Origin of the sequence: Kinneretia sp. DJ1R-11, from assembly GCF_025717595.1 — a bacterium.
Classification (GTDB): domain Bacteria; phylum Pseudomonadota; class Gammaproteobacteria; order Burkholderiales; family Burkholderiaceae_C; genus Paucibacter_A.
In genome coordinates this window covers 147,983-166,406 of the sequence record NZ_JAJIRR010000005.1, presented here as the reverse complement: position 1 = coordinate 166,406, position 18,424 = coordinate 147,983, and the positions used below count along the sequence as shown (strand labels likewise).

General features: G+C 65.2%; 16 protein-coding genes and 2 tRNA genes. 7 read left to right on the top strand and 11 right to left on the bottom strand.

The window, feature by feature from the left end; translation table 11 throughout:
* Nucleotides 1–10 precede the first annotated feature (10 nt).
* Together LNV23_RS11035 and LNV23_RS11030 are read right to left on the bottom strand one after the other, a co-directional pair.
* Nucleotides 11–3,199 (bottom strand): efflux RND transporter permease subunit, encoded by a 3,189-nt coding sequence (locus LNV23_RS11035; protein ID WP_263563032.1) that lies wholly within the window; start codon nucleotides 3,197–3,199, stop codon nucleotides 11–13.
* 13 nt (nucleotides 3,200–3,212) lie between these two features.
* Nucleotides 3,213–4,391, bottom strand: coding sequence for an efflux RND transporter periplasmic adaptor subunit (locus LNV23_RS11030; protein ID WP_263563031.1), 1,179 nt, complete (start codon nucleotides 4,389–4,391; stop codon nucleotides 3,213–3,215).
* 263 nt (nucleotides 4,392–4,654) lie between these two features.
* Between LNV23_RS11030 and LNV23_RS11025 the strand changes: the two genes are divergently transcribed.
* The 6 genes from LNV23_RS11025 to LNV23_RS11000 all read left to right on the top strand — a co-directional run bounded on the left by LNV23_RS11025 (nucleotide 4,655) and on the right by LNV23_RS11000 (nucleotide 10,774).
* Nucleotides 4,655–5,479: an undecaprenyl-diphosphate phosphatase gene (locus LNV23_RS11025; RefSeq protein ID WP_263563030.1), complete on the top strand. Its 825-nt coding sequence runs from the start codon at nucleotides 4,655–4,657 to the stop codon at nucleotides 5,477–5,479.
* A 69-nt stretch (nucleotides 5,480–5,548) separates the two neighbouring features.
* A complete protein-coding gene (gene map / locus LNV23_RS11020; RefSeq protein ID WP_263563029.1) occupies nucleotides 5,549–6,361 on the top strand; it encodes a type I methionyl aminopeptidase in 813 nt (270 codons plus the stop codon).
* Between the two features lie 11 nt (nucleotides 6,362–6,372).
* Entirely contained in the window at nucleotides 6,373–8,967 is a 2,595-nt protein-coding gene (locus LNV23_RS11015) for a [protein-PII] uridylyltransferase (RefSeq protein WP_263563028.1), read from the top strand.
* A 112-nt stretch (nucleotides 8,968–9,079) separates the two neighbouring features.
* Entirely contained in the window at nucleotides 9,080–9,862 is a 783-nt protein-coding gene (locus tag LNV23_RS11010) for a DUF2189 domain-containing protein (RefSeq protein ID WP_263563027.1), read from the top strand.
* 73 nt (nucleotides 9,863–9,935) lie between these two features.
* On the top strand, nucleotides 9,936–10,154 hold the full coding sequence (locus LNV23_RS11005) for a DUF2788 domain-containing protein (RefSeq protein WP_263563026.1): 219 nt from the start codon (nucleotides 9,936–9,938) through the stop codon (nucleotides 10,152–10,154).
* Nucleotides 10,151–10,774, top strand: a complete 624-nt coding sequence (locus tag LNV23_RS11000; RefSeq protein ID WP_263563025.1) for a YitT family protein — start codon at nucleotides 10,151–10,153, stop codon at nucleotides 10,772–10,774. The genes LNV23_RS11005 and LNV23_RS11000 overlap by 4 nt, the downstream gene beginning before the upstream one ends.
* Here LNV23_RS11000 and LNV23_RS10995 read toward each other — a convergent pair.
* From LNV23_RS10995 to lgt, 8 genes are all read right to left on the bottom strand, one after another.
* The gene (locus tag LNV23_RS10995; protein ID WP_263563024.1) at nucleotides 10,756–11,358 is read right to left on the bottom strand and encodes a DUF3501 family protein; all 603 of its coding nucleotides are present in this window, start codon (nucleotides 11,356–11,358) and stop codon (nucleotides 10,756–10,758) included. The genes LNV23_RS11000 and LNV23_RS10995 overlap by 19 nt on opposite strands.
* Before the next feature lie 101 nt (nucleotides 11,359–11,459).
* Complete coding sequence (locus tag LNV23_RS10990; RefSeq protein WP_263563023.1) at nucleotides 11,460–12,329, bottom strand: alpha/beta hydrolase; 870 nt, start codon at nucleotides 12,327–12,329, stop codon at nucleotides 11,460–11,462.
* A gap of 262 nt (nucleotides 12,330–12,591) precedes the next feature.
* On the bottom strand, nucleotides 12,592–12,903 hold the full coding sequence (gene soxZ, locus LNV23_RS10985) for a thiosulfate oxidation carrier complex protein SoxZ (protein WP_263563022.1): 312 nt from the start codon (nucleotides 12,901–12,903) through the stop codon (nucleotides 12,592–12,594).
* Between the two features lie 19 nt (nucleotides 12,904–12,922).
* Complete coding sequence (locus LNV23_RS10980) at nucleotides 12,923–13,417, bottom strand: thiosulfate oxidation carrier protein SoxY (protein ID WP_263563021.1); 495 nt, start codon at nucleotides 13,415–13,417, stop codon at nucleotides 12,923–12,925.
* A gap of 213 nt (nucleotides 13,418–13,630) precedes the next feature.
* Nucleotides 13,631–13,705: transfer RNA gene (locus LNV23_RS10975), tRNA-Val, on the bottom strand.
* Nucleotides 13,706–13,805: 100 nt separating this feature from the next.
* Nucleotides 13,806–13,880 (bottom strand) — tRNA-Val (locus LNV23_RS10970).
* Nucleotides 13,881–14,020: 140 nt separating this feature from the next.
* Nucleotides 14,021–14,728, bottom strand: coding sequence for a DNA polymerase III subunit epsilon (gene dnaQ / locus LNV23_RS10965; protein ID WP_263563020.1), 708 nt, complete (start codon nucleotides 14,726–14,728; stop codon nucleotides 14,021–14,023).
* Between the two features lie 48 nt (nucleotides 14,729–14,776).
* Nucleotides 14,777–15,577, bottom strand: coding sequence for a prolipoprotein diacylglyceryl transferase (gene lgt, locus LNV23_RS10960; protein WP_263563019.1), 801 nt, complete (start codon nucleotides 15,575–15,577; stop codon nucleotides 14,777–14,779).
* Nucleotides 15,578–15,736: 159 nt separating this feature from the next.
* Here lgt and LNV23_RS10955 point away from each other — a divergent pair, with 159 nt between their 5' ends.
* Entirely contained in the window at nucleotides 15,737–17,398 is a 1,662-nt protein-coding gene (locus LNV23_RS10955; protein ID WP_263563018.1) for a tetratricopeptide repeat protein, read from the top strand.
* Nucleotides 17,399–17,410: 12 nt separating this feature from the next.
* Here LNV23_RS10955 and LNV23_RS10950 read toward each other — a convergent pair whose 3' ends face one another.
* Complete coding sequence (locus LNV23_RS10950; RefSeq protein ID WP_263563017.1) at nucleotides 17,411–18,415, bottom strand: tetratricopeptide repeat protein; 1,005 nt, start codon at nucleotides 18,413–18,415, stop codon at nucleotides 17,411–17,413.
* Nucleotides 18,416–18,424 lie beyond the last annotated feature (9 nt).

Here is an 18,424-nt window from a genome sequence, read left to right as displayed (position 1 = left end):
TTGTTCAATCTCAATCCGCCGAGGCCGCCTCAGGCGCGCCCGGTACGGCGGGAATTCTATTTCCAGTCCAGCGCCGTTTCGCCCAGGAGGCCAGATCGTCCAGATAGCAATAGATCACCGGCACCACCACCAGGGTCAGCAGCGAGGAGGTGATCACGCCACCAATCACCGCCTGGCCCATGGGCGCGCGCTGCTCGGAACCCTCGCTGAGCGCAAAAGCCAGGGGCACCATGCCGAAGACCATGGCCAGCGTAGTCATCAGAATGGGCCGCAGCCGCACATGGGCCGCATGCAGCAAGGCCGCCTCGCGCTCCATGGGCTCCTGGTCCACGCCATTGCCATGCTGGCCCGCGCGCGAGCGGATGGCAAAGTCAATCAAGAGAATGGCGTTCTTGGTCACCAAACCCATCAGCATGACGATGCCGATGACGCTGAACATATTGAGCGTGGAGCGGAACAAGAGCAGGGCCAGGAACACACCCACCAGGGTCAGCGGCAGCGAGCTCATCAGCGCCAGCGGCTGCAAGAAACTCTTGAACTGGCTGGCCAGAATCATGTAGATGAAGACCACGGCCAAACCCAGCGCGCCGACGGCGTACTGGAAGGACTCGTTCATATTCTTGGTCGAGCCACCAAAGCTGTAACGGTAGCCGGGCGGGAAGGCGGTCTCGTCCAGCACCTTCTTGATGTCGGCCGACACCTCGCCCGAGCTGCGGCCCAAGGCATTGGCGTCCAGAGTGATCTCGCGCGCCATGTCGCGGCGGTTGATCTGGTTGGGCCCGGTCGAGGGGCGCACCTCGGCCAGTTGCGACAGCGCCATCACGCGCGGCATGCCGTCGGCGGCCGCCGGCAGGTTGATGGGCATGCGCTGCAAGTCGGCCAGAGAGTCGCGGCTTTGCGGCCCTAAGCGCAGCAACACATCGTAGTTCTCGCCGTCCGAGGCTCGCCAGTTGCCCACGATGGTGCCGGCCAACAAGGTGCGCAGCGTGCCCGCCAGGGCATTGACGTTGAGGCCGGCATCGGCCGCCACATCGCGCTTCACTTCGACCGACACCGTCGGCTTGTTGGGCTTGAGCGTGGTGTCCAGATCGACCAGGCCGGGGATCTTCTGCAGCCGGGCCACCACCTGCTTGGAGATGCGCTCCAGCTCGCCCAGATCGCTGCCCTGGATGGAGAACTGCAGGCTCTTGCCGCCGCCCAGATCGGTCTGACCGATGTTGGTGACGGTGATGCCGGGCACGGTGGCCAGGCGCTGGCGCATGGGCTCGGCCAGGTCGGCCACGCTGCGCTGGCGGTCCTTGCGGTCGACCAGGCGCACATAGATGGCGCCATAGATCTTGCCGGCGGCAAAGCCGCTGTTGATGGTGGCCACGGTGTAGCGCACCTCGGGCAGCTCGCGCAGCAAGGCGTCGATCTGCTTGGCGCGCGCCTCGGTCACCTCCAGGGCCGAGCCCACGGGCGTGTAGAAATTGATCTGCGTCTCCGACAGGTCGGCCTTGGGCACGAACTCCTTGCCCACGCCGGCCAGCAGCACAAAGCTGGACAAAAACGTTGCCAGCGCGATCAGCAGGGTTGCGCCCTTGTGGCGCAGAGACCAGGCCAGGATGCGCTGGTAACCCGCCGACAGCCAGTTCGTGAAGCGGTCCACCGCGCCAGTCAGGCGGCCCAAGGTCTTGTCGTACAGCGTCACCGGCGGCCCCTGATGCACCCCATGAGCCTGAGGGTCGTGCCAGACACTCGACAGCATCGGGTCCAGGGTGAAGCTCACGAACATGGAGATCAGCACCGCCGCGACGATGGTGATGCCGAACTCATGGAAGAACTTGCCGACGATGCCGCCCATGAAGCCGATGGGCAGGAAGACCGCGACGATGGACAAGGTGGTGGCCAGCACCGCCAGGCCGATCTCGGCCGTGCCGTCCAGCGCCGCCTGGCGCGGCGTGGCGCCCATCTGCACATGGCGCACGATGTTCTCGCGCACGACGATGGCGTCATCGATCAACAAGCCCACGCACAGGCTGAGCGCCATCATGGTGATGTTGTTGATGGTGAAGCCGAAGGCATACATGAACAGGAAGGTGCCGATCAAGGCGATCGGCAGGGTCAGGCCGGTGATGACAGTCGAGCGCCAGCTGTTCAGGAACAGGAACACGATCAGGATGGTCAGGGCCGCGCCCTCGAACAGCGTGCGTTTGACATTGGCCACCGAGACGCGAATCGCGCGCGAGTTGTCGCGGTTGACCTCGACCTTGACGCCCGGCGGGGTCAGGTCTTGCGCTTCTTTGAGCGCGCGCTGCAGGCCGTCCACCACCTCGATGGTGTTCTCGCCCTGGCTCTTCTGCACACTCAGCAGCACCGTGCGCTGGCCGTTGTAGAGGGCCAGGCTTTCCACCTCCTGCGGGCCGTCCACCACATCGGCCACCTGCCAGAGCTTGACCGAGGCGCCGCCCTTGCGTGCCACCACGATGTCGCGGAAGTCCTCGGGCCGCTTGAGCCGGGCATTGATCTGCACCACCCGCTCTTGCTCCAGCGAGCGCAGATTGCCCATGGGCAGCTCCTGGTTCTCGCTCCGCACGGCGGCCAGCACCTGATCCACGGTGATGCCCAGCGCTTCCATAGCCTGCGGGCGCAGCTGCAGCTGGATCTGGCGCTGCAGGCCGCCCACCACGCTGACCGAGCCCACGCCGCGCACATTCTCCAGGCGCTTTTGCAGCACCTGGGTGGCCCAGGTGGTCAGCTCCTGGGTGTTCTTCTTGCCGTCCTCCGAGAGGATGGCGACGTTGAAGATGGGCGTGCTCTGCGGGTCGAAGCGTGAGATGCGTGGGTCCTTGACCTCATCGCGCAGATTCGGCCGCATCAGCGCCACTTTCTCGCGCACGTCCTCGGCCGCCTTGCGGCCGTCGACATCGAGGTTGAATTCGATGATGACCACCGAGCTGCCCTCGTAGGAGCGCGAGGTCAACGCATTGATGCCGGCCACCGTATTGACGGCCTCCTCCACCTTCTTGGTGACTTCGCTCTCGACGATCTCGGGCGAGGCGCCCGGATAGTCCATCTGCACCACCACGGTGGGGAAGTCGATATTGGGGAACTGATCGACCGACAAGCGCTGGTAGCTGAACAGGCCCAGCACGACAAAAGCCAGCATGACCATGACGGCCATGACGGGGTTCTGGATGGAAACGCGGGTGAACCACATGGCGGCGGCCCGATCAGCGTGCGGAGGCTGCGGAAGCTGAGCCCGCCGCGCTGACTGGCCCCCGACTCACCACAGTCCCCTCCGGCACCTGGCCCGCCGAGAGCGCCAGCAGCAGCGCCCCAGCGGCCACACCGCTGCGCAGCTCCTGCACCGCCACGCTTCGGCCGCCGACCAGACCTTCGCCGACCAGCCCCAGTTCCACGGTCTGGGCCTTGACCCGGCCGTCGATCACTTGCAAAACATAGGGTTTGGCCTTGTCCAAACGCAGACTGGAGGCCGGAGCCACCAGGGCCTCACGCTCCACCAGCAAGATGCGGCCGCGAGCGAACATGCCCTGGCGCAGGCCCGGTCGGCCGTCCAAGCGCAAATAGACCATGACCGCGCGCGAGCCGCTCTGCGTGGCCGGGTTGATGCGCGCCACCGTGGCCGGCACCGGCTCGGCAAGACCTTCGATCTGCAACTGGGCCAGGGCACCGGGCTTGAGCCCGACACTGAGCTCCGGCGCCACGGCCGCTTCCAGCTCCAGCTGGCTCAGATTGACGATCTCCAGCACCCGGCCGTCCAGGGCCAAGCGCTCTCCGGGCTGGGCCAGGCGCTGCGCCACCTGGCCGGCAATCGGCGCGATCAGCTGGGCATCGGACTTGGCTTTGCGCGCCAGGCCGACCGCGGCTTCGGCCGCCTGCAGAGTCGCACGGGCACCGGCAGCGCTGGCGCTGGCGGTCTCCATGGCCGTGGAGGAGATGAAGCCCTGGGCGACCAGGGCACGGTTGTTGTCCAGATTGCGCTGGGCGATGTCCAGCTGGGACTTGGCCGCTGCGGCATTCTCCTGGGCTTGGCGCAGGCGCAGGTCCACCTCGACCGGGTCGATCTGGCCCAGGGCCTGGCCAGCTCGCACGGTGTCGCCTTCGCGCACATCCAGCCGCAGCAACTCGCCCGCCACCTTGGCCTTGATCAGCACCGACTCGCGCGCCTTCAGGCTGCCGCTGAGTTCCAGGGTTTGGGAAAAACGCTGTTTTTGCACCTGCAGCAGGTCCATCTCGGTCAGCACGAGCGCCGGGGGCGTCTTGGCGGCTGTTGCGCCCGCTGCGCTGACCGCAGCGCCGGGCTTACGGCTCTGCATCCATTTGCCGCCCAGGGCGAGCAGAACGATCAAGCCCAGCAAGGGCACAGCAATCTTCATCCAAGGCTTCATGCGCGGAACACTCTCAGGCAAGACGCGGCAGCGGCCGCGTGAACAGCATTGCAATTTCGGCCACTCATACAGCTGGCGATGGCCGGGCCGCAGCATACCCAGCAGGAGCCGGGTGCGCTGGCAGCGACGGCCCCGATTGTGGGGCCGGCTCGCACGGCCAGCAGGTAAAGAATCTTATGCCGGCTCGACCAAGCCGCCCAAAGTGCCGAAACGCGCGCGGGCTATCATCGCGGCCATTTCAAAACTGAGAGGGAGTGCCCTGCGTGGACATCGTATTGCTGATCAAGGCCGCCATCATGGGCATCGTCGAGGGGCTGACCGAGTTCCTGCCCATCTCGTCCACCGGACACCTGATCCTGACCGGCGCCCTGCTCGGCTTCGATGATGCCAAGAGCAAGGTCTTCGACATCGCCATCCAAACCGGCGCGATCTTCGCCGTCATCCTGGTTTACTGGCAGCGCTTGCGTGAAGTGGCCACCGGCCTGGGATCGGACGCGCGCGCACGCCGCTTCACCCTCAATGTGGCCATCGGCTTTTTGCCAGCGGTGATCCTGGGCCTGCTGTTTGGCAAGGCCATCAAGGCCCATCTGTTCACGCCGACCGTGGTCGCCAGCACCTTCATCATCGGCGGCTTCATCATCCTCTGGGCCGAACGCCGCCAACAAGCCACGGTGCGCATCGCCCATGTGGACGATATGACGCCGCTGGACGCGCTCAAAGTCGGCCTGATCCAGTGTCTGGCCATGGTGCCTGGCACCAGCCGTTCGGGCTCCACCATCATTGGCGGCATGCTGATGGGCCTGTCGCGCAAGGCCGCGACCGACTTTTCCTTCTTCCTGGCCATCCCGACCTTGATCGGTGCCGGCGCCTACAGCCTGTTCAAGGAGCGTGCCCTGTTGAGCATGGCCGACGTGCCCATGTTCGGCGTCGGTCTGCTGTTCTCCTTCCTCAGCGCCTGGGTCTGCGTGCGCTGGTTGCTGCGCTACATCTCCAGCCACAGCTTCGTGCCCTTCGCCTATTACCGCATCGTCTTCGGCGTGCTGGTCCTGGTGACCTCCTACTTCGGCATCATCGTCTGGAAGGACTGAGGTCTGTGACGACCCGGGGGTTTGCAGCGTCGGAAGCAAAGCCCCGGGCGCAGCCCCTAAAATCCCCACATGACGATCACGATCAAATCCGGCGCCGACATCCCGGCCTTGCGCATTGCCGGGCGCCTGGCCTCCGAGGTGCTGGACATGCTGACCCTGCATGTCAAACCGGGCATCACCACCGAGCAACTCGACAAGCTGGCGCATGACTACATCGTCAATGTCCAGCAAGCGATTCCCGCGCCGCTGAACTACACGCCGGCCGGCTACATCCCCTACCCCAAGTCCATCTGCACCTCGACCAACCACCAGGTCTGCCACGGCATTCCCAATGACCGAGCACTGAAGAACGGCGACATCGTCAACATCGATGTCACCGTGATCAAGGACGGCTGGCACGGCGACACCAGCCGCATGTTTGTGGTTGGCGAGGGCTCGATCGCTGCCAAGCGCCTGTGTGCCTTCACCTACGAGGCCATGTGGAAGGGCATTGCCAAGGTCAAGCCGGGCGCGCGCCTGGGTGACATCGGCCATGCCATCCAGAGCTTTGCTGAGAGCAACGGTTTCTCCATCGTGCGCGAGTTCTGTGGCCACGGCATCGGCCAGGTCTTCCATGAAGAGCCGCAGGTGCTGCACTACGGCCGCCCCGGCACGCTGGAGGAGCTGGTACCCGGCATGGTCTTCACGATTGAGCCCATGATCAACGCCGGCCGGCGCGAGATCAAGGAAACCGGCGATGGCTGGACCATCGTCACCAAGGACCGCTCGCTGTCGGCCCAGTGGGAACACACGCTGATGGTCACCGAGACCGGCTACGAGGTCTTCACTCTGTCCGAGGGCAGCCCCGCCCTGCCCGCCTTCATCACCAGCACCTGCACCTGAGAGGCGCCGCCATGGCCAGCAGCATCACGGAGCTGCGCCAGCAGCTCAAGGGCGGCAAGCAGGCGCTGATCGAAGCGTTCCGCGCCGCGCCGCCGACCCAGCGCGCCGCCGAGCGTCTGCTGCGCCAGCTGGCCCGCCATGTCGACGGTGTGCTGCAGCAGCTCTGGGCCCAGGCCGAGATGCCGCCCGGTTTCTGTCTGGTGGCCGTGGGCGGTTATGGCCGCGGCGAGCTCTTCCCCTACTCCGATGTCGATGTGCTGCTCTTGCTGCCGGACGGGGTCGAATCGCACCAGCCCGGCGCCGTCAAGCAAAGCATCGAAGCCTTCATCACCGCCTGCTGGGACATCGGCCTGGAGCTGGGCTCCTCGGTGCGCACCCTTGGTGAATGCCTGCAGGAAGCATCCGCCGATGTGACGGTGCAGACCGCCCTGCTGGAAGCCCGGCCGCTGGCCGGCGCACGCGCGCTGTTCAAGCAGATGGTGCAAGGCCAGCATGCGCATCTCGACGTCAGCGCTTTCTTGCGCGCCAAGACGCTGGAGGCCCGACAGCGGCACACGAAATTCGAGGACACGCCCTACTCGCTGGAACCGAATTGCAAGGAAAGCCCGGGCGGCCTGCGCGATCTGCAGGTGCTGATCTGGATCGCCCGCGCCGCCGGCCTGGGCCATACTTGGAAAGCCCTGGCCGCACGTGGCCTGATCACGGCCTTCGAGAGCCGCCAACTGCAGCGCAACGAAGGCCTGCTCAAGCTGATCCGGGCCCGCCTGCATGCCGTGGCCGGCCGACGCGAAGACCGCCTGGTCTTCGACCTGCAGACCGCCGTGGCCGAGAGCTTCGGCTACCAGTCCAGCAAGGCCCAGCGCGCCTCGGAAGTGCTGATGCGGCGTTTCTACTGGGCGGCCAAGGCCGTGACCCAGCTGAACCAGATCCTCTTGCTGAACCTGGAAGAACAGATCAACGGCTCCCAGCAAGGTCTGATGCGCCCCATTCCAGGCCATGAGCAGCAGTTCCTGGACCGCGCCGGCATGCTGGAGGTGGCCAGCGACGAGCTTTACGAGCGCGAGCCGCATGCCATCCTGCGCACCTTTCTGGTCTACCAGCAGACGCCCGGCATCAAGGGCTTGTCGGCCCGCACCTTGCGCGCGCTCTACAACGCCCGCGCGCAAATGGACGCGGCCTTCCGCCGTGACCCGGTGAACCGCGCCACCTTCATGCAGATCCTGCGCCAACCCGAGGGCCAGACCCACGCCTTCCGGCTGATGAACCAGACCTCGGTGCTGGGGCGCTACCTCTGGGTGTTCCGCGGCATCGTCGGCCAGATGCAGCACGACCTGTTCCACGTCTACACCGTGGACCAGCACATCTTGATGGTGCTGCGCAATGTACGGCGCTTCTTCATCCCCGAGCATGCGCACGAGTACGCCTTCTGCTCGCAGCTGGCGGCGCAGTGGGACAAGCCCGAGCTGCTCTATATCGCCGCACTCTTCCACGATGTGGCCAAGGGCCGCGGCGGCGACCATTCCGAGCTCGGTGGTGATGACGCGCGGCGCTTCTGCCGCGACCATGGCCTGAGCAAAGAGGACAGTGAACTGGTCGTCTTCCTGGTTCAGCACCATCTGACCCATTCGCGTGTGGCGCAGAAGGAAGACCTGTCCGAACCCGAAGTGATCCAGCGTTATGTCGCCACCGTCGGCGATGCCCGCCACCTGACAGCGCTCTACCTACTGACCGTGGCCGACATCCGCGGCACCAGCCCCAAGGTCTGGAATGCCTGGAAGGGCAAGCTGCTGGAAGACCTCTACCGCCTGGCCCTGCGCGCCCTGGGCGGCGCCCAGCCCAATCTGGCCGCCGACATCGAGGCCCGCAAGAACGAAGCGCGCCACACCCTGGCCCTGCACTCCATGCTGCCCGGCACCGAGACCGCGCTCTGGGACACCCTGGCCATCAGCTACTTCGCCCGCCACGAGGCGGGCGAGCTGGCCTGGCATGCGCGCTCGCTCTGGCGCCATGTGCAGACTGCCACGCCGGTGGTCCAGGCCCGGCCCTCGCCGATTGGCGAAGGCCTGCAGGTGCTGGTCTACTCGCCGGACCGCCAGGACCTGTTCGCCCGCATCTGCGGCTATTTCGACGGCGCCGGCTTCAACATCCTCGATGCCAAGGTGCACACCACGCGGCGTGGCTTCGCCCTGGACACTTTCCAGGTCATCAGCCCCGATCTGGAACTGCACCACCGAGACCTGGTCTCCCTGGTTGAAACCAAGCTGAGCCAAGCCCTGCTGGCCCAAGGCCCGCTGCCGGAGCCGCGCCGCGGCCGGCTCTCGCGTCGAGTCAAGAGCTTCCCCTACACACCGCGCATCGCCCTGCGCCCGGACGAGCGCGGCCAGGCCTGGCTGCTGTCCATCAGCACCAGCGACCGCGCCGGCCTGCTTTACGCGATTGCCCGCGTGCTGGCCCGCCATGGCATCAATTTGCAACTGGCCAAGATTTCCACCTTGGGCGAGCGGGTGGAAGACACCTTCTTGGTCGATGGGCCTGCGCTGCAGCAGAACCGCGCTCAGCTTCAAATAGAGAGTGAATTGCTCGATGCAGTGAGCCTGCCCGCCTGAGTAGAGTGCAGCGCGGGCGCCATCCAGCAGCCCACCCGTGTTTGTCTTGATGGGCATCAAGGACAAGGCCGTGCGAGCATGGCACCATTGCTGCTGAGACCTGACCCCGCCCATGCCCTTCCTGGACACCGAAAAAGCCCTGGCCCAATCACGCAAGTTTGGCGTGAAGCCCATCCCCGCCCTGCGCCCCCTGGGCTGGCTGGCGCGCGGCTGGCGCGATATGTGGCGCTGCCCCGGTGCCTCGCTGGCCCATGGTCTGGCCATGGCCTTGGCCGGCAGCCTGATCGTGCTGCTGGCGCGCCACCATTTCTGGCTGCTGGCCGGGGCCTTCAGCGGATTCCTGCTGGTGGCACCCATCCTGGCCACCGGCCTCTATGTGATCAGCCGTGATCTGGAGCTGGGCCGCACGCCCACCCTGCACACCGTGCTGCACACCTGGTGGCCACGCGACGGGCGCCTGGTGGTGTTCGGCGTGTTGCTGGCCTTTGCCGGCACCGGCTGGGTCATGACCTCCGCCTCGCTGATCACCGGCTTCAGCGGCCATGCCATCCGCGAGCCCATCGATTTCATCCGCCATGTGGTGCTGAACGAAGACTCTTACCTCTTCGAAGCCTGGCTGGCCCTGGGCGCCTTGCTGGCCGCGCCGGTGTTTGCCTCCACCCTGGTCGCCGTGCCCCTGCTGCTGGACCGCGACATCGGCGTGCTGGGCGCCGTCTTCACCAGCTGGCGCGTGGTCATGGAATACCCCGCGCCGGTGGCCTTGTGGGCCGCCATCATCATGTTGCTGACCCTGCTGGGCATGGCCAGCTTCATGGTCGGCCTGGTGCTGGTCGTGCCCTTGCTGGGCCATGCCAGCTGGCATGCCTACCGCGATCTGGTCAGCATCAACGACTGAACGAACGCGCCGCAACATAAGCCAAGCACAGCCGCCGAACACAGACGCCCAGATCGGACCGAAAGACACCAGGATGTTTGGATACAGCGAACAGGAACTCGCCCAGTTTGGCCTCACCTGGGGCGTGGGCGGCTTCATGGCCTATATGGTGTTCATCATCCTGCAGCTGGCCCGCGAGTCCAAGGCGGGCCGCTTCGGCACCTTCATCCTGCTGCTCGGCCTGGGCTTCGGCCTGGTCGGTTTTCTGGCCAAGGGCGTGATCAAGTACTTCATGTCGGGCATCGTCGGATGAGCTTGCGCGAAACCCTGAGCCGGACTTTCAAGCATTCGCTGCTGGAGGACGTGCAGGCCATCGTCACCGGCACCTTGTTCGTGGCCCTGGGCGTGGCCTTGTTCAAGCAGGCCGGCATGCTAACCGGCGGCACCGTGGGCATCGCCTTTTTGCTGCACTACAGCCTGGGCCTGTCTTTCGGCGCCTTGTTCTTCTGCATCAACCTGCCGTTTTACTGGCTGGCCTACAGGCGCATGGGCCTGCCCTTCACGCTCAAGACCATCGCGGCCGTCAGCCTGATGGCCGTGTTGGCCGAGGTGCTGCCACGCTGGCTGCAGTTCGCGGAGCTGAACGCCTGGTTCGCAGCCGTGGCTGGCGGCCTCTTGATCGGCGCTGGCATGCTCATCCTCTTTCGCCACCGCGCCTCGCTGGGCGGGCTCAATGTGTTGGTGCTGTATCTGCAAGAAAAGCGCGGCTGGCGGGCCGGCTATGTGCAGGCGGGGCTGGACGGAGTGATCCTGCTGTGTGCCCTGGGCTTTGTTGCACCTGAGCGTGTCGGCATGTCCTTGCTGGGCATGGTGGCCATCAATGCCGCCCTGGCCATCAATCACCGACCCGGCCGCTATATGGCGGTGTCCTGAAAGTCACCGACCAGGCTGCTCAAGGTGGACGCGGGAATCGGTTCGTCAACCGGATAGGCGGGATGCTCGCAGCCAATATTGGCCGGTGTGCCAATACGCAGGGCATCGCGCTGCTCGGGGCTGAACTCGAAGCGCAGGAAATGCACGGCTGAGGGCTTGTCCGGGGCAGCTCCGGGCGCCGCGGGCGGTAGATCCTCATTGGCCAGAGCATAGACGCGCTCCATGCCTTGCACCTCGACAAAAAAGCGCTGCTCAGCGCCCTGCAGCGCCGGCAATTCGACCTCGCGCTGCTGGGGGTCGGTGAACTCGATCAACAAGCTGGCCCGCCAATTGCTGCCGCTGGGCAGCAGGCGCGCATAGAGGCTCAGCTCACGCTGAATATCCTCGGGCTCTACCAGGCGCTCGGCCAGCAAGACCTCCTGCAGCTGGTAACGCAAGGTCTGTTCGCTCTCGAACTGCAAGCTCATGTGTTCGCCCAGCAGCACCGAGCGACGGCGCCGGTACTCCTGGATCTCGGCTTGATGGGCCCGCCGGTATTCGCCGTAGTCCTCCAGACTGAGGAGACTTTCCGCGCTGATGCTCATGGCCTGGTCCTCATCCCTGATCCGTCCCTGTCGATGCTGCTCGTTCAGCCCCAGTTACGGCCAAGCTGCAGCACGCCCATGGTAGCGCGGCCTCAGCCGCGTCAAAGCAAAGCGCTGTACCAACGCAGATCGAGCAGCTTGCGCGCCAGTTGGTGGCTGCGGCCCTGAGGATCTGCCAAATCATGAAGGATGTCGAAGTGATTACAGCCGGCGATCTCTTCACAAATCGGCACCGCACGCCGCCCCCAGGCCTGACGTATCAAGCGATTCTGACGACGAAACTCTTCACTTTCGGCGCCGCCGCAGATGGCGTAGAGCGGCGTGTCGGGCGCAGGGAACTGAACCGGGCTCAATCGCCGCACCGACTCAGCATCGAGCTTGAGGTCAGACTGTAGGAAGGAAGTCTGGCGCAAGGGCGCCAGATCATGCACGCCTGAAATCGACAGAACGCCCTTGACCAGATGGCGAGGAAGATCGGGCGCAACTGCTTTCCAGTCGCAGCAGCTCAGCATGCTGGCCAGATGACCACCCGCCGAATGGCCGACAAGGACGATGCGATTGGGGTCGCCGCCGTGATCGGCTGCATGGCGCCACACCCAGGCCAGGGCCTGCACCAGTTGCAAAGGGATGCGCTCCATGCCGACCGAGGGACACAAAGCGTAGTTGGGAACCACCACCATGGCCCCTTCATCCGTGAAGGCACTGGCGACAAAGGAATGGTCCGACTTGTCGAGTGCGCGCCAGTAGCCGCCATGTAGAAACACCAGCACCGGCGCCTGAGCGGTGGCTGTCGGAAACACATCCAGGCGCTCCGAGGGCGCATCGCCATAGGCAATGTCGAGTTCGCAGAGCGCCTGCTCCCGGACCAGCTTCGAAGCCCGGCTCCATCGATCCAGCAGCACCGCGCTCTCAGCGACCCGGGCGCGGTTGTTGTACTGCGCGTCAAACCACTCGGCACTGCGACGAAGCATGGAATGTCCTCAGAGTCAGAATTGCAAGGGATGCCGATCAAGCGGGGGCTGCTCAATCACGGGCCAAGCCAGCATGCCAAGGCTGCCTGCGCCTGTCCAGACCGACCACACAGAGATGTCGTTTCAAACGCGACGAGCGCATGCCTGGCGCGAGTTTGCCAACGCCATGCCACAACGCTTCTCGCCGGCAGCAAGATCTGACCCCCTGGGTGAGCGTGGCGTTTGCGGCCAGTCGCCTAAGGCTGCAAAGGCAAAACAGCGGTCACGCCACCGCAGCCGTGTCGCTGCGCGTGCCGCCCTGGTTGTCCGTCCAAGACACCTTCACGGTATCACCCGACTTGGCGCCCTTCAGGGAAAACTCCAAACTGGGATTTCTGGCCACGTTCGGACCCACGTCCACGCTCAGAACTTCCTTGCCATTCAGCTCGGTCCTCACGGACTGGATATAGCGTGCCGCGATGGTCTTGCCGGCAGCATCCAAGCGCAGGCCACTTTCCATTTCATGCGTGATCGCCACTCGCACGGCGAGCTTGTCGCCACTCAATCGCAGGCGGATTCGAATCGGATTTGCCATGGAACTGTTTCTCCTGATCTCAGCACCGGACCGGCGTACTGCTGACACCATCCGCCCGCAAACCTCGGGCAGGTTTCGCATCGGCACCGCAAGCACCCATGGCGACCTTGACTTCCTTTTGCGCAAACAAGACCTTCTTGTCCTGTGTGATGGCCACGGCGAACACCACCGAACTGCGCGCCAGCCGCAAGCGTGTAGACACCTCGGCCTCAATATCCGCACCCAAATTGAACACGGCGGCCAAGGCCGTCGGTGCGCTGTCGAGCAAGAACATGATCTGCTTGACACCCGCCTGGCTGCAAGCGGCCGTCACGAGCACCGAAGCACCATCCTCGGCAATGTCCGGCGCCTGGATGCTCACATCACGGCTCTCGACCGGCGCCGCATAACCCAAGGCCGCCACGGCTTCATTCAGGGTCTTGGCATCGAATGCGACTCGAGCTGCAACTGGACTTGGGGCTTGCGCGCATGCCCATTCAGGCAAGGCACCGCCACCCAAGAGCAAAGCGGCCACTCGGGCTCCGGCCGTCAAACAAACTCTGCGCTTGATCATCATGTTCTTCTGAGGCTTCACTCGTCTCCCCTCGCCCAGGGCCGCTGCGTTGAAAACCTCCACTCTATCCGCTCTATCCGCTCTACGCCGAGCGGCCGACAGCAGCTCAAGCCATCGCAACGCTGGGGCAAAGAAAAAGCCCCGCAAGCGCATGACTTGCGGGGCTTTCAGCCTTGGTGGGCGGTGCAGGGTTCGAACCTGCGACCCCTGCCGTGTGAAGGCAGTGCTCTACCACTGAGCTAACCGCCCGGTAACTGGTACCGGGTATTTCTACGATCTCGACGCGACTGCCAATTTCCAGAGCGCCCCAGTTCGATTGCTGGAGCTTTTTGCACTCAAGGTGCAGTCCTGGTGGGCGGTGCAGGGTTCGAACCTGCGACCCCTGCCGTGTGAAGGCAGTGCTCTACCACTGAGCTAACCGCCCGGTTGTCTTGGTCGCGTCTTTTGACTCACTCGGCTCACTCGTCTTTCGACTTGCAAACTTCGCTAACCGGGAAGCCCACGATTATGCCATGAGTTTTTGAGTGCCGCAAGAATTTACTCAAAAACTTCGCAGCAACTCGGTCAAGCCCCGTCCTGCCAGACCCGCTTGCCGCCGCTGCTCTTGTCCAGCTCGCCCAGCACTTTGGTGTGGGCAGCGAGCTCGACCTCGTCGGCGCGCAGCACCGGCAGCTGGAAGCTGCGCAGGTCCACCGCCGCCAGCTTGAACTCAGCCGAATTGCTGTCGCTGCCGGCGTCGTCGATCAGCAGCGCATCCTGGCCGCGGGTCATATTGATGTAGACGTCGGCCAGGAGCTCCGCGTCCAACAAGGCGCCGTGCAGAGTCCGGCCCGAGTTGTCCACTTCCAGACGACGGCACAGGGCGTCCAAGGAATTGGCCTTGCCCGGGAACATCTCGCGCGCCATCAAGAGCGTGTCGCGTACGCCGCCGACGATGTCGGTGATGGGCGGCTTGCGCAGCCGCTTGAGCTCGGCATTGACGAAACCGATGTCGAACGGGGCGTTGTGAATGACCAGCTCGGCGCCGGCCAGGAACTCGAGCAGCTCCTCGGCGACTTCGGCGAACTTGGGCTTGTCGGCCAGGAAGGCCTCGGTCAGGCCGTGGACGCGCAGCGCGTCCTCATGGCTGGCTCGCTCGGGGTTGATGTAGAGGTGGAGGTTGTTGCCGGTCAGCTGGCGGTTGATCATCTCAACGCAGCCGACTTCAATCACACGGTCACCGCCCTCGGCCTGCAGGCCGGTGGTTTCGGTGTCGAAGAAAATTTGACGCATTCGTAGTCAGTCAGCTCGGGGAGGACAAGGAAACAGAGCGCGCATCGCTCAGGCCGCATGGCGGCGGCTGGCCCAGAGCCAGATCGCCAGCCCGGCCGCGATCATGGGCAGGCTCAGCCATTGTCCCTGACTCAGTTGCAGGGCCCGCAGGCCGAGGAAGTCGTCGGGCTGGCGGAAGAACTCGGTGACAAAGCGTTGCGCGCCGTAGCCGATCAGGAAGAGGCCCGAGACCTGGCCCGTCAGACGCGGCCGCCGGGTGTAGAGCCACAGCAAGACAAAGAGGAACAGGCCTTCACCGAGCAATTGGTAAAGCTGTGACGGGTGGCGCGGCTCGGGCGAGCCCGATTGCGGAAACACCATGGCCCAAGGCAAGCTGGGGTCTGCAAAACGGCCCCAGAGCTCGCCATTGATGAAGTTGCCAAGTCGGCCAGCGGCCAGGCCGGTGGGCACGCAGGGCGCGATCAGGTCGGTCACCTCGAAGAAGCTGCGGCCGCGCAATTTGGCAAACACCGCCATGGCGACGATCACACCGAGCAAGCCGCCGTGAAAAGCCATACCGCCCTTCCAGACCGCGAACACTTCAAGCAAATGGTCGATGTAGTAGTCGGGCTTGTAGAACAGCACATAGCCCAGGCGCCCGCCCAGCACCACGCCCAGCACGCCGAAGAACAGCAAGTCATCGACATCGCGCCGACTCCAGCCCGCCTGTGCATAGGGCGCCTGCTGCACCCGTCGCCCAGCCAGGAACAGGAACATGCCGAAGGCGGCCAGGTACATCAGCCCGTACCAGTGGATGGCCACGGGGCCGAGACGGAGGGCAATCGGGTCGAACTGGGGATGAACCCACATGGCGGCAATCCTGAACGGTGAGGCAAAAAGCGGGCGCAGGCCGCCACGAAGAGCAGCGGCACATCAGGCCGGCATCATAGCCAGCGGCGCCTGCAGGACGCTCGGCCCAGTGCTTGTACCCCTCCTCCATACCGTTGAGTTCACGCGATACTGCCGGCCATGTCCGCCCTGCCCGCTCCTTGCTTGGCCACCGCCACCAACCCCAGGGGCTGGCGGCGGCAGCCGCTGCTGCAAGGCGGCCTACAGCTCGGCCTGGTTCTGGGCCTGAGCCTGCAACTGGCGGCCAGCACCGCACCGCCCTCGGAATCACTGGCGACCGCCAGCGCTCCACGCCTGCTCGGCTTTGGCGACGCCACACAACGCCGCATCGTCAGCAGTTCGCCTCTGGCACAAGCCTGGTTCAACCAAGGATTGCAGCAGGCCTTCGCCTTCGATGAGATCGAGGCTCGCCGGGCCTTCTCGGCGGCCTTGGCCGCTGACCCGCGCTGCAGCATGTGCGCCTGGGGTCTGGCCTGGCAGCATGGCCCGAGCTACAACAGCCGCGTCCGCGGCGATCTCGGCGAAGCACGGCGCTATGCACGCCTGGCCCAGCAGCTCTCGCTGGCCCATCGCGAAGCGCCGCTGGAGCGAGCCCTGGCCGAGGCCATGCTGGAGCGTCTGCAGGAAGGCGATGTCGCCAAGTTGCCGGCCGCCACCCTGGCCGTGCTCGAGGCCTGCGGACCGGACACGACGGAGTCCCGCCAGGTTCACCCGCTGGACCGGGTGTTTGAGCGACGCATGCGCATCCTCAGCGAGATGTTCCCCAAAGACCCGGAGCTGCTCGCCTGGTGGGCCGAGGCCTTGTTCGTCATCCACCCCGAACCGTCCGGCCTGGACGCACTCTGGGCGGGCCTGAGCAGCCGCTTGCTCCAGGGCGTGGCCCTGCATCCGCAGCACACGGGACTGATTCACTACCTGAGCCATGCCGCCGACTCGAGCGCCGACGCGCCACGTGCCATCAACGCGGTGCAGAACCTGCAGCATCTGGCCCCGGCCTCGCCTCATCTGCAGCACATGAGCTCGCACCTGCTCGTCAAGCTGGGGCGTTATGCGGAAGCCGTGCAGGCCAACCAGCGTGGGCTGGCAGCGCAAGCCCAACTGGACCGGCAGCTGCAGACGCAGGGCTTCACGGCCGGCATCAACTGGAACCCGCACAACCAGCGATTCCTGTGGATTGCCGCGCAGCTCGGTGGTGACCTCAAGACCTCCTTGGCCATGGCCGAACAGCTGGCGGCCGAAGCGCCAGACGGAGAATGGGGTGACTTTCTGCGCGGCCTGCCCTGGTTGACCCTGGTGCATTTCGAGCGTTGGCGCGACATCCTCGCCCGCCCGAAGAGCGACGGTGTCAGCCCGCCCCTGTTGGCCCATGCCCGCGGCTTGGCTCGCCTGCGTCTGGGCCTGCTGGCGGACGCGCGCGCCGATGTGGCACTGCTGGAGCACCATCTCGATGAGGAGTCGCGCAGCTCTCAGGAGCGCAAACCGGCCCGGGTCGCCTTCGCCACCCTGTTACTGGCGCCCTTGCAAGCCGAGCAGGCCTGGAGCCGCGGCGACGCCCCGGCAGCATTGGCCACGCTGCGCGAAGCGCTGCGCCTGGAAGCCGACATGAGCCCCAGCGAGCCACCGCTCTGGGCTGCCAGCGCACAGCGCGGCTTGGGTCAAATGCTCTTGCGCACACGGGAGCGGGCAGCCGCCATTGCAGCCTTTGAAGCCGACTTGCAGGCCTTCCCGGCCAACCAAGCAGCCAGAGTCGGCCTGGCAGCGGCGCAAGCCCTGCCGCGCTGAGCGCGGCCCTGATCAACCGAGTTCGGCCAGGCGCTTGCGCACTTCGTCCTGGTTGCGCGGGTTGGCTTTCTTATTGCTAAGGAAGCGCTCCAACACCGCCTTGCCCTGGGCCTTGTCGCCCTTGGCCAGCAGGGCAAAGCCGAGGCGATGGTCGACGGGATAGCGGTCGGCACCCTCGGCCGTGCGGGCACGCTCCAAGGACTTGATGGCTTCGTCGATCTGGCCCGTTTCGCCGAGCAGACGGCCCATGCCGTAATGGCCGGCCGCATGAGCCGGGAAGTCGCGCTGCAGGCGCTCAAAAAGAGGCTTCGCTTTGGCGTACTGTTTCTCAGAGAACAGCTGGATGGCCAGTTGGTAGAGGCCGGCGCGTTGGCCGCTGAGCAAGTCCTTGTCCTCGCCGGGCTTGATGGCGCTGAGCTCGCGCTCGGCCTCGGCCCAGCGCTCTTCCTTGATCTCCACGCGGGCGCGCAGCAGCTTCGCATGCTCGGGCTGGCGGGCCTGAGCGGCGGCCGCCAACTCACGGGCTTTGCTGACGCTGCCACCGGCAATGCCGGGCGCCATCAGATAGAACTGCTGCAGAGCGTCGCGCGCATCAAAGAGCAGCGGGTCCAGCTCAACGGCTCGGCTGAGGTTGTCCTTGATCTTGCCGCTGAGGCTGATGGCTTTCATCATGCCGCCGCTCATGGCCTGCACGCCCTGCAGCGAGCCCAGCACATAAAAGCATGCGGCCTGGGCCGGCTGACGATCGGCGCAGGCTTGCACCGGCTTGATGGCCGACTCCACGCGCTTGGGGTCGCCCGCCTCCAGGGCCAGCAGGCCAAGAGCCAGCACGGCCTGGCTGTCTTCGGGCTCGGCCTTGAGCCGGGCCTGGGCGGCCTGCTCCAGCTCCGTGCTCTTGCCGGCTTCCAACCAGTCACGCCACTGCGGGTCTTTCAGCACCTCGGCCTGGGCCAGGCCGAGGCTGAGCCCCAGGCTCAGGGCCAAAAAGCCATATCGAACAGTCTTCACACGCTTCACGGGGTCTCT

What these genes read in the sequence shown, in the direction of transcription:
- lgt (WP_263563019.1), bottom strand. Translation starts at nt 15,577, where the DNA reads ATGTGGGTTCATCCCCAGTTCGACCCGATTGCCCTCCGTCTCGGCCCC.
- dnaQ (WP_263563020.1), bottom strand. Translation starts at nt 14,728, where the DNA reads ATGCGTCAAATTTTCTTCGACACCGAAACCACCGGCCTGCAGGCCGAG.
- map (WP_263563029.1), top strand. Translation starts at nt 5,549, where the DNA reads ATGACGATCACGATCAAATCCGGCGCCGACATCCCGGCCTTGCGCATT.
- LNV23_RS10990 (WP_263563023.1), bottom strand. Translation starts at nt 12,329, where the DNA reads ATGCTTCGTCGCAGTGCCGAGTGGTTTGACGCGCAGTACAACAACCGC.
- LNV23_RS10995 (WP_263563024.1), bottom strand. Translation starts at nt 11,358, where the DNA reads ATGAGCATCAGCGCGGAAAGTCTCCTCAGTCTGGAGGACTACGGCGAA.
- LNV23_RS11010 (WP_263563027.1), top strand. Translation starts at nt 9,080, where the DNA reads ATGCCCTTCCTGGACACCGAAAAAGCCCTGGCCCAATCACGCAAGTTT.
- LNV23_RS11000 (WP_263563025.1), top strand. Translation starts at nt 10,151, where the DNA reads ATGAGCTTGCGCGAAACCCTGAGCCGGACTTTCAAGCATTCGCTGCTG.
- LNV23_RS11030 (WP_263563031.1), bottom strand. Translation starts at nt 4,391, where the DNA reads ATGAAGCCTTGGATGAAGATTGCTGTGCCCTTGCTGGGCTTGATCGTT.
- LNV23_RS11035 (WP_263563032.1), bottom strand. Translation starts at nt 3,199, where the DNA reads ATGTGGTTCACCCGCGTTTCCATCCAGAACCCCGTCATGGCCGTCATG.
- LNV23_RS11005 (WP_263563026.1), top strand. Translation starts at nt 9,936, where the DNA reads ATGTTTGGATACAGCGAACAGGAACTCGCCCAGTTTGGCCTCACCTGG.
- LNV23_RS10955 (WP_263563018.1), top strand. Translation starts at nt 15,737, where the DNA reads ATGTCCGCCCTGCCCGCTCCTTGCTTGGCCACCGCCACCAACCCCAGG.
- soxZ (WP_263563022.1), bottom strand. Translation starts at nt 12,903, where the DNA reads ATGGCAAATCCGATTCGAATCCGCCTGCGATTGAGTGGCGACAAGCTC.
- LNV23_RS11015 (WP_263563028.1), top strand. Translation starts at nt 6,373, where the DNA reads ATGGCCAGCAGCATCACGGAGCTGCGCCAGCAGCTCAAGGGCGGCAAG.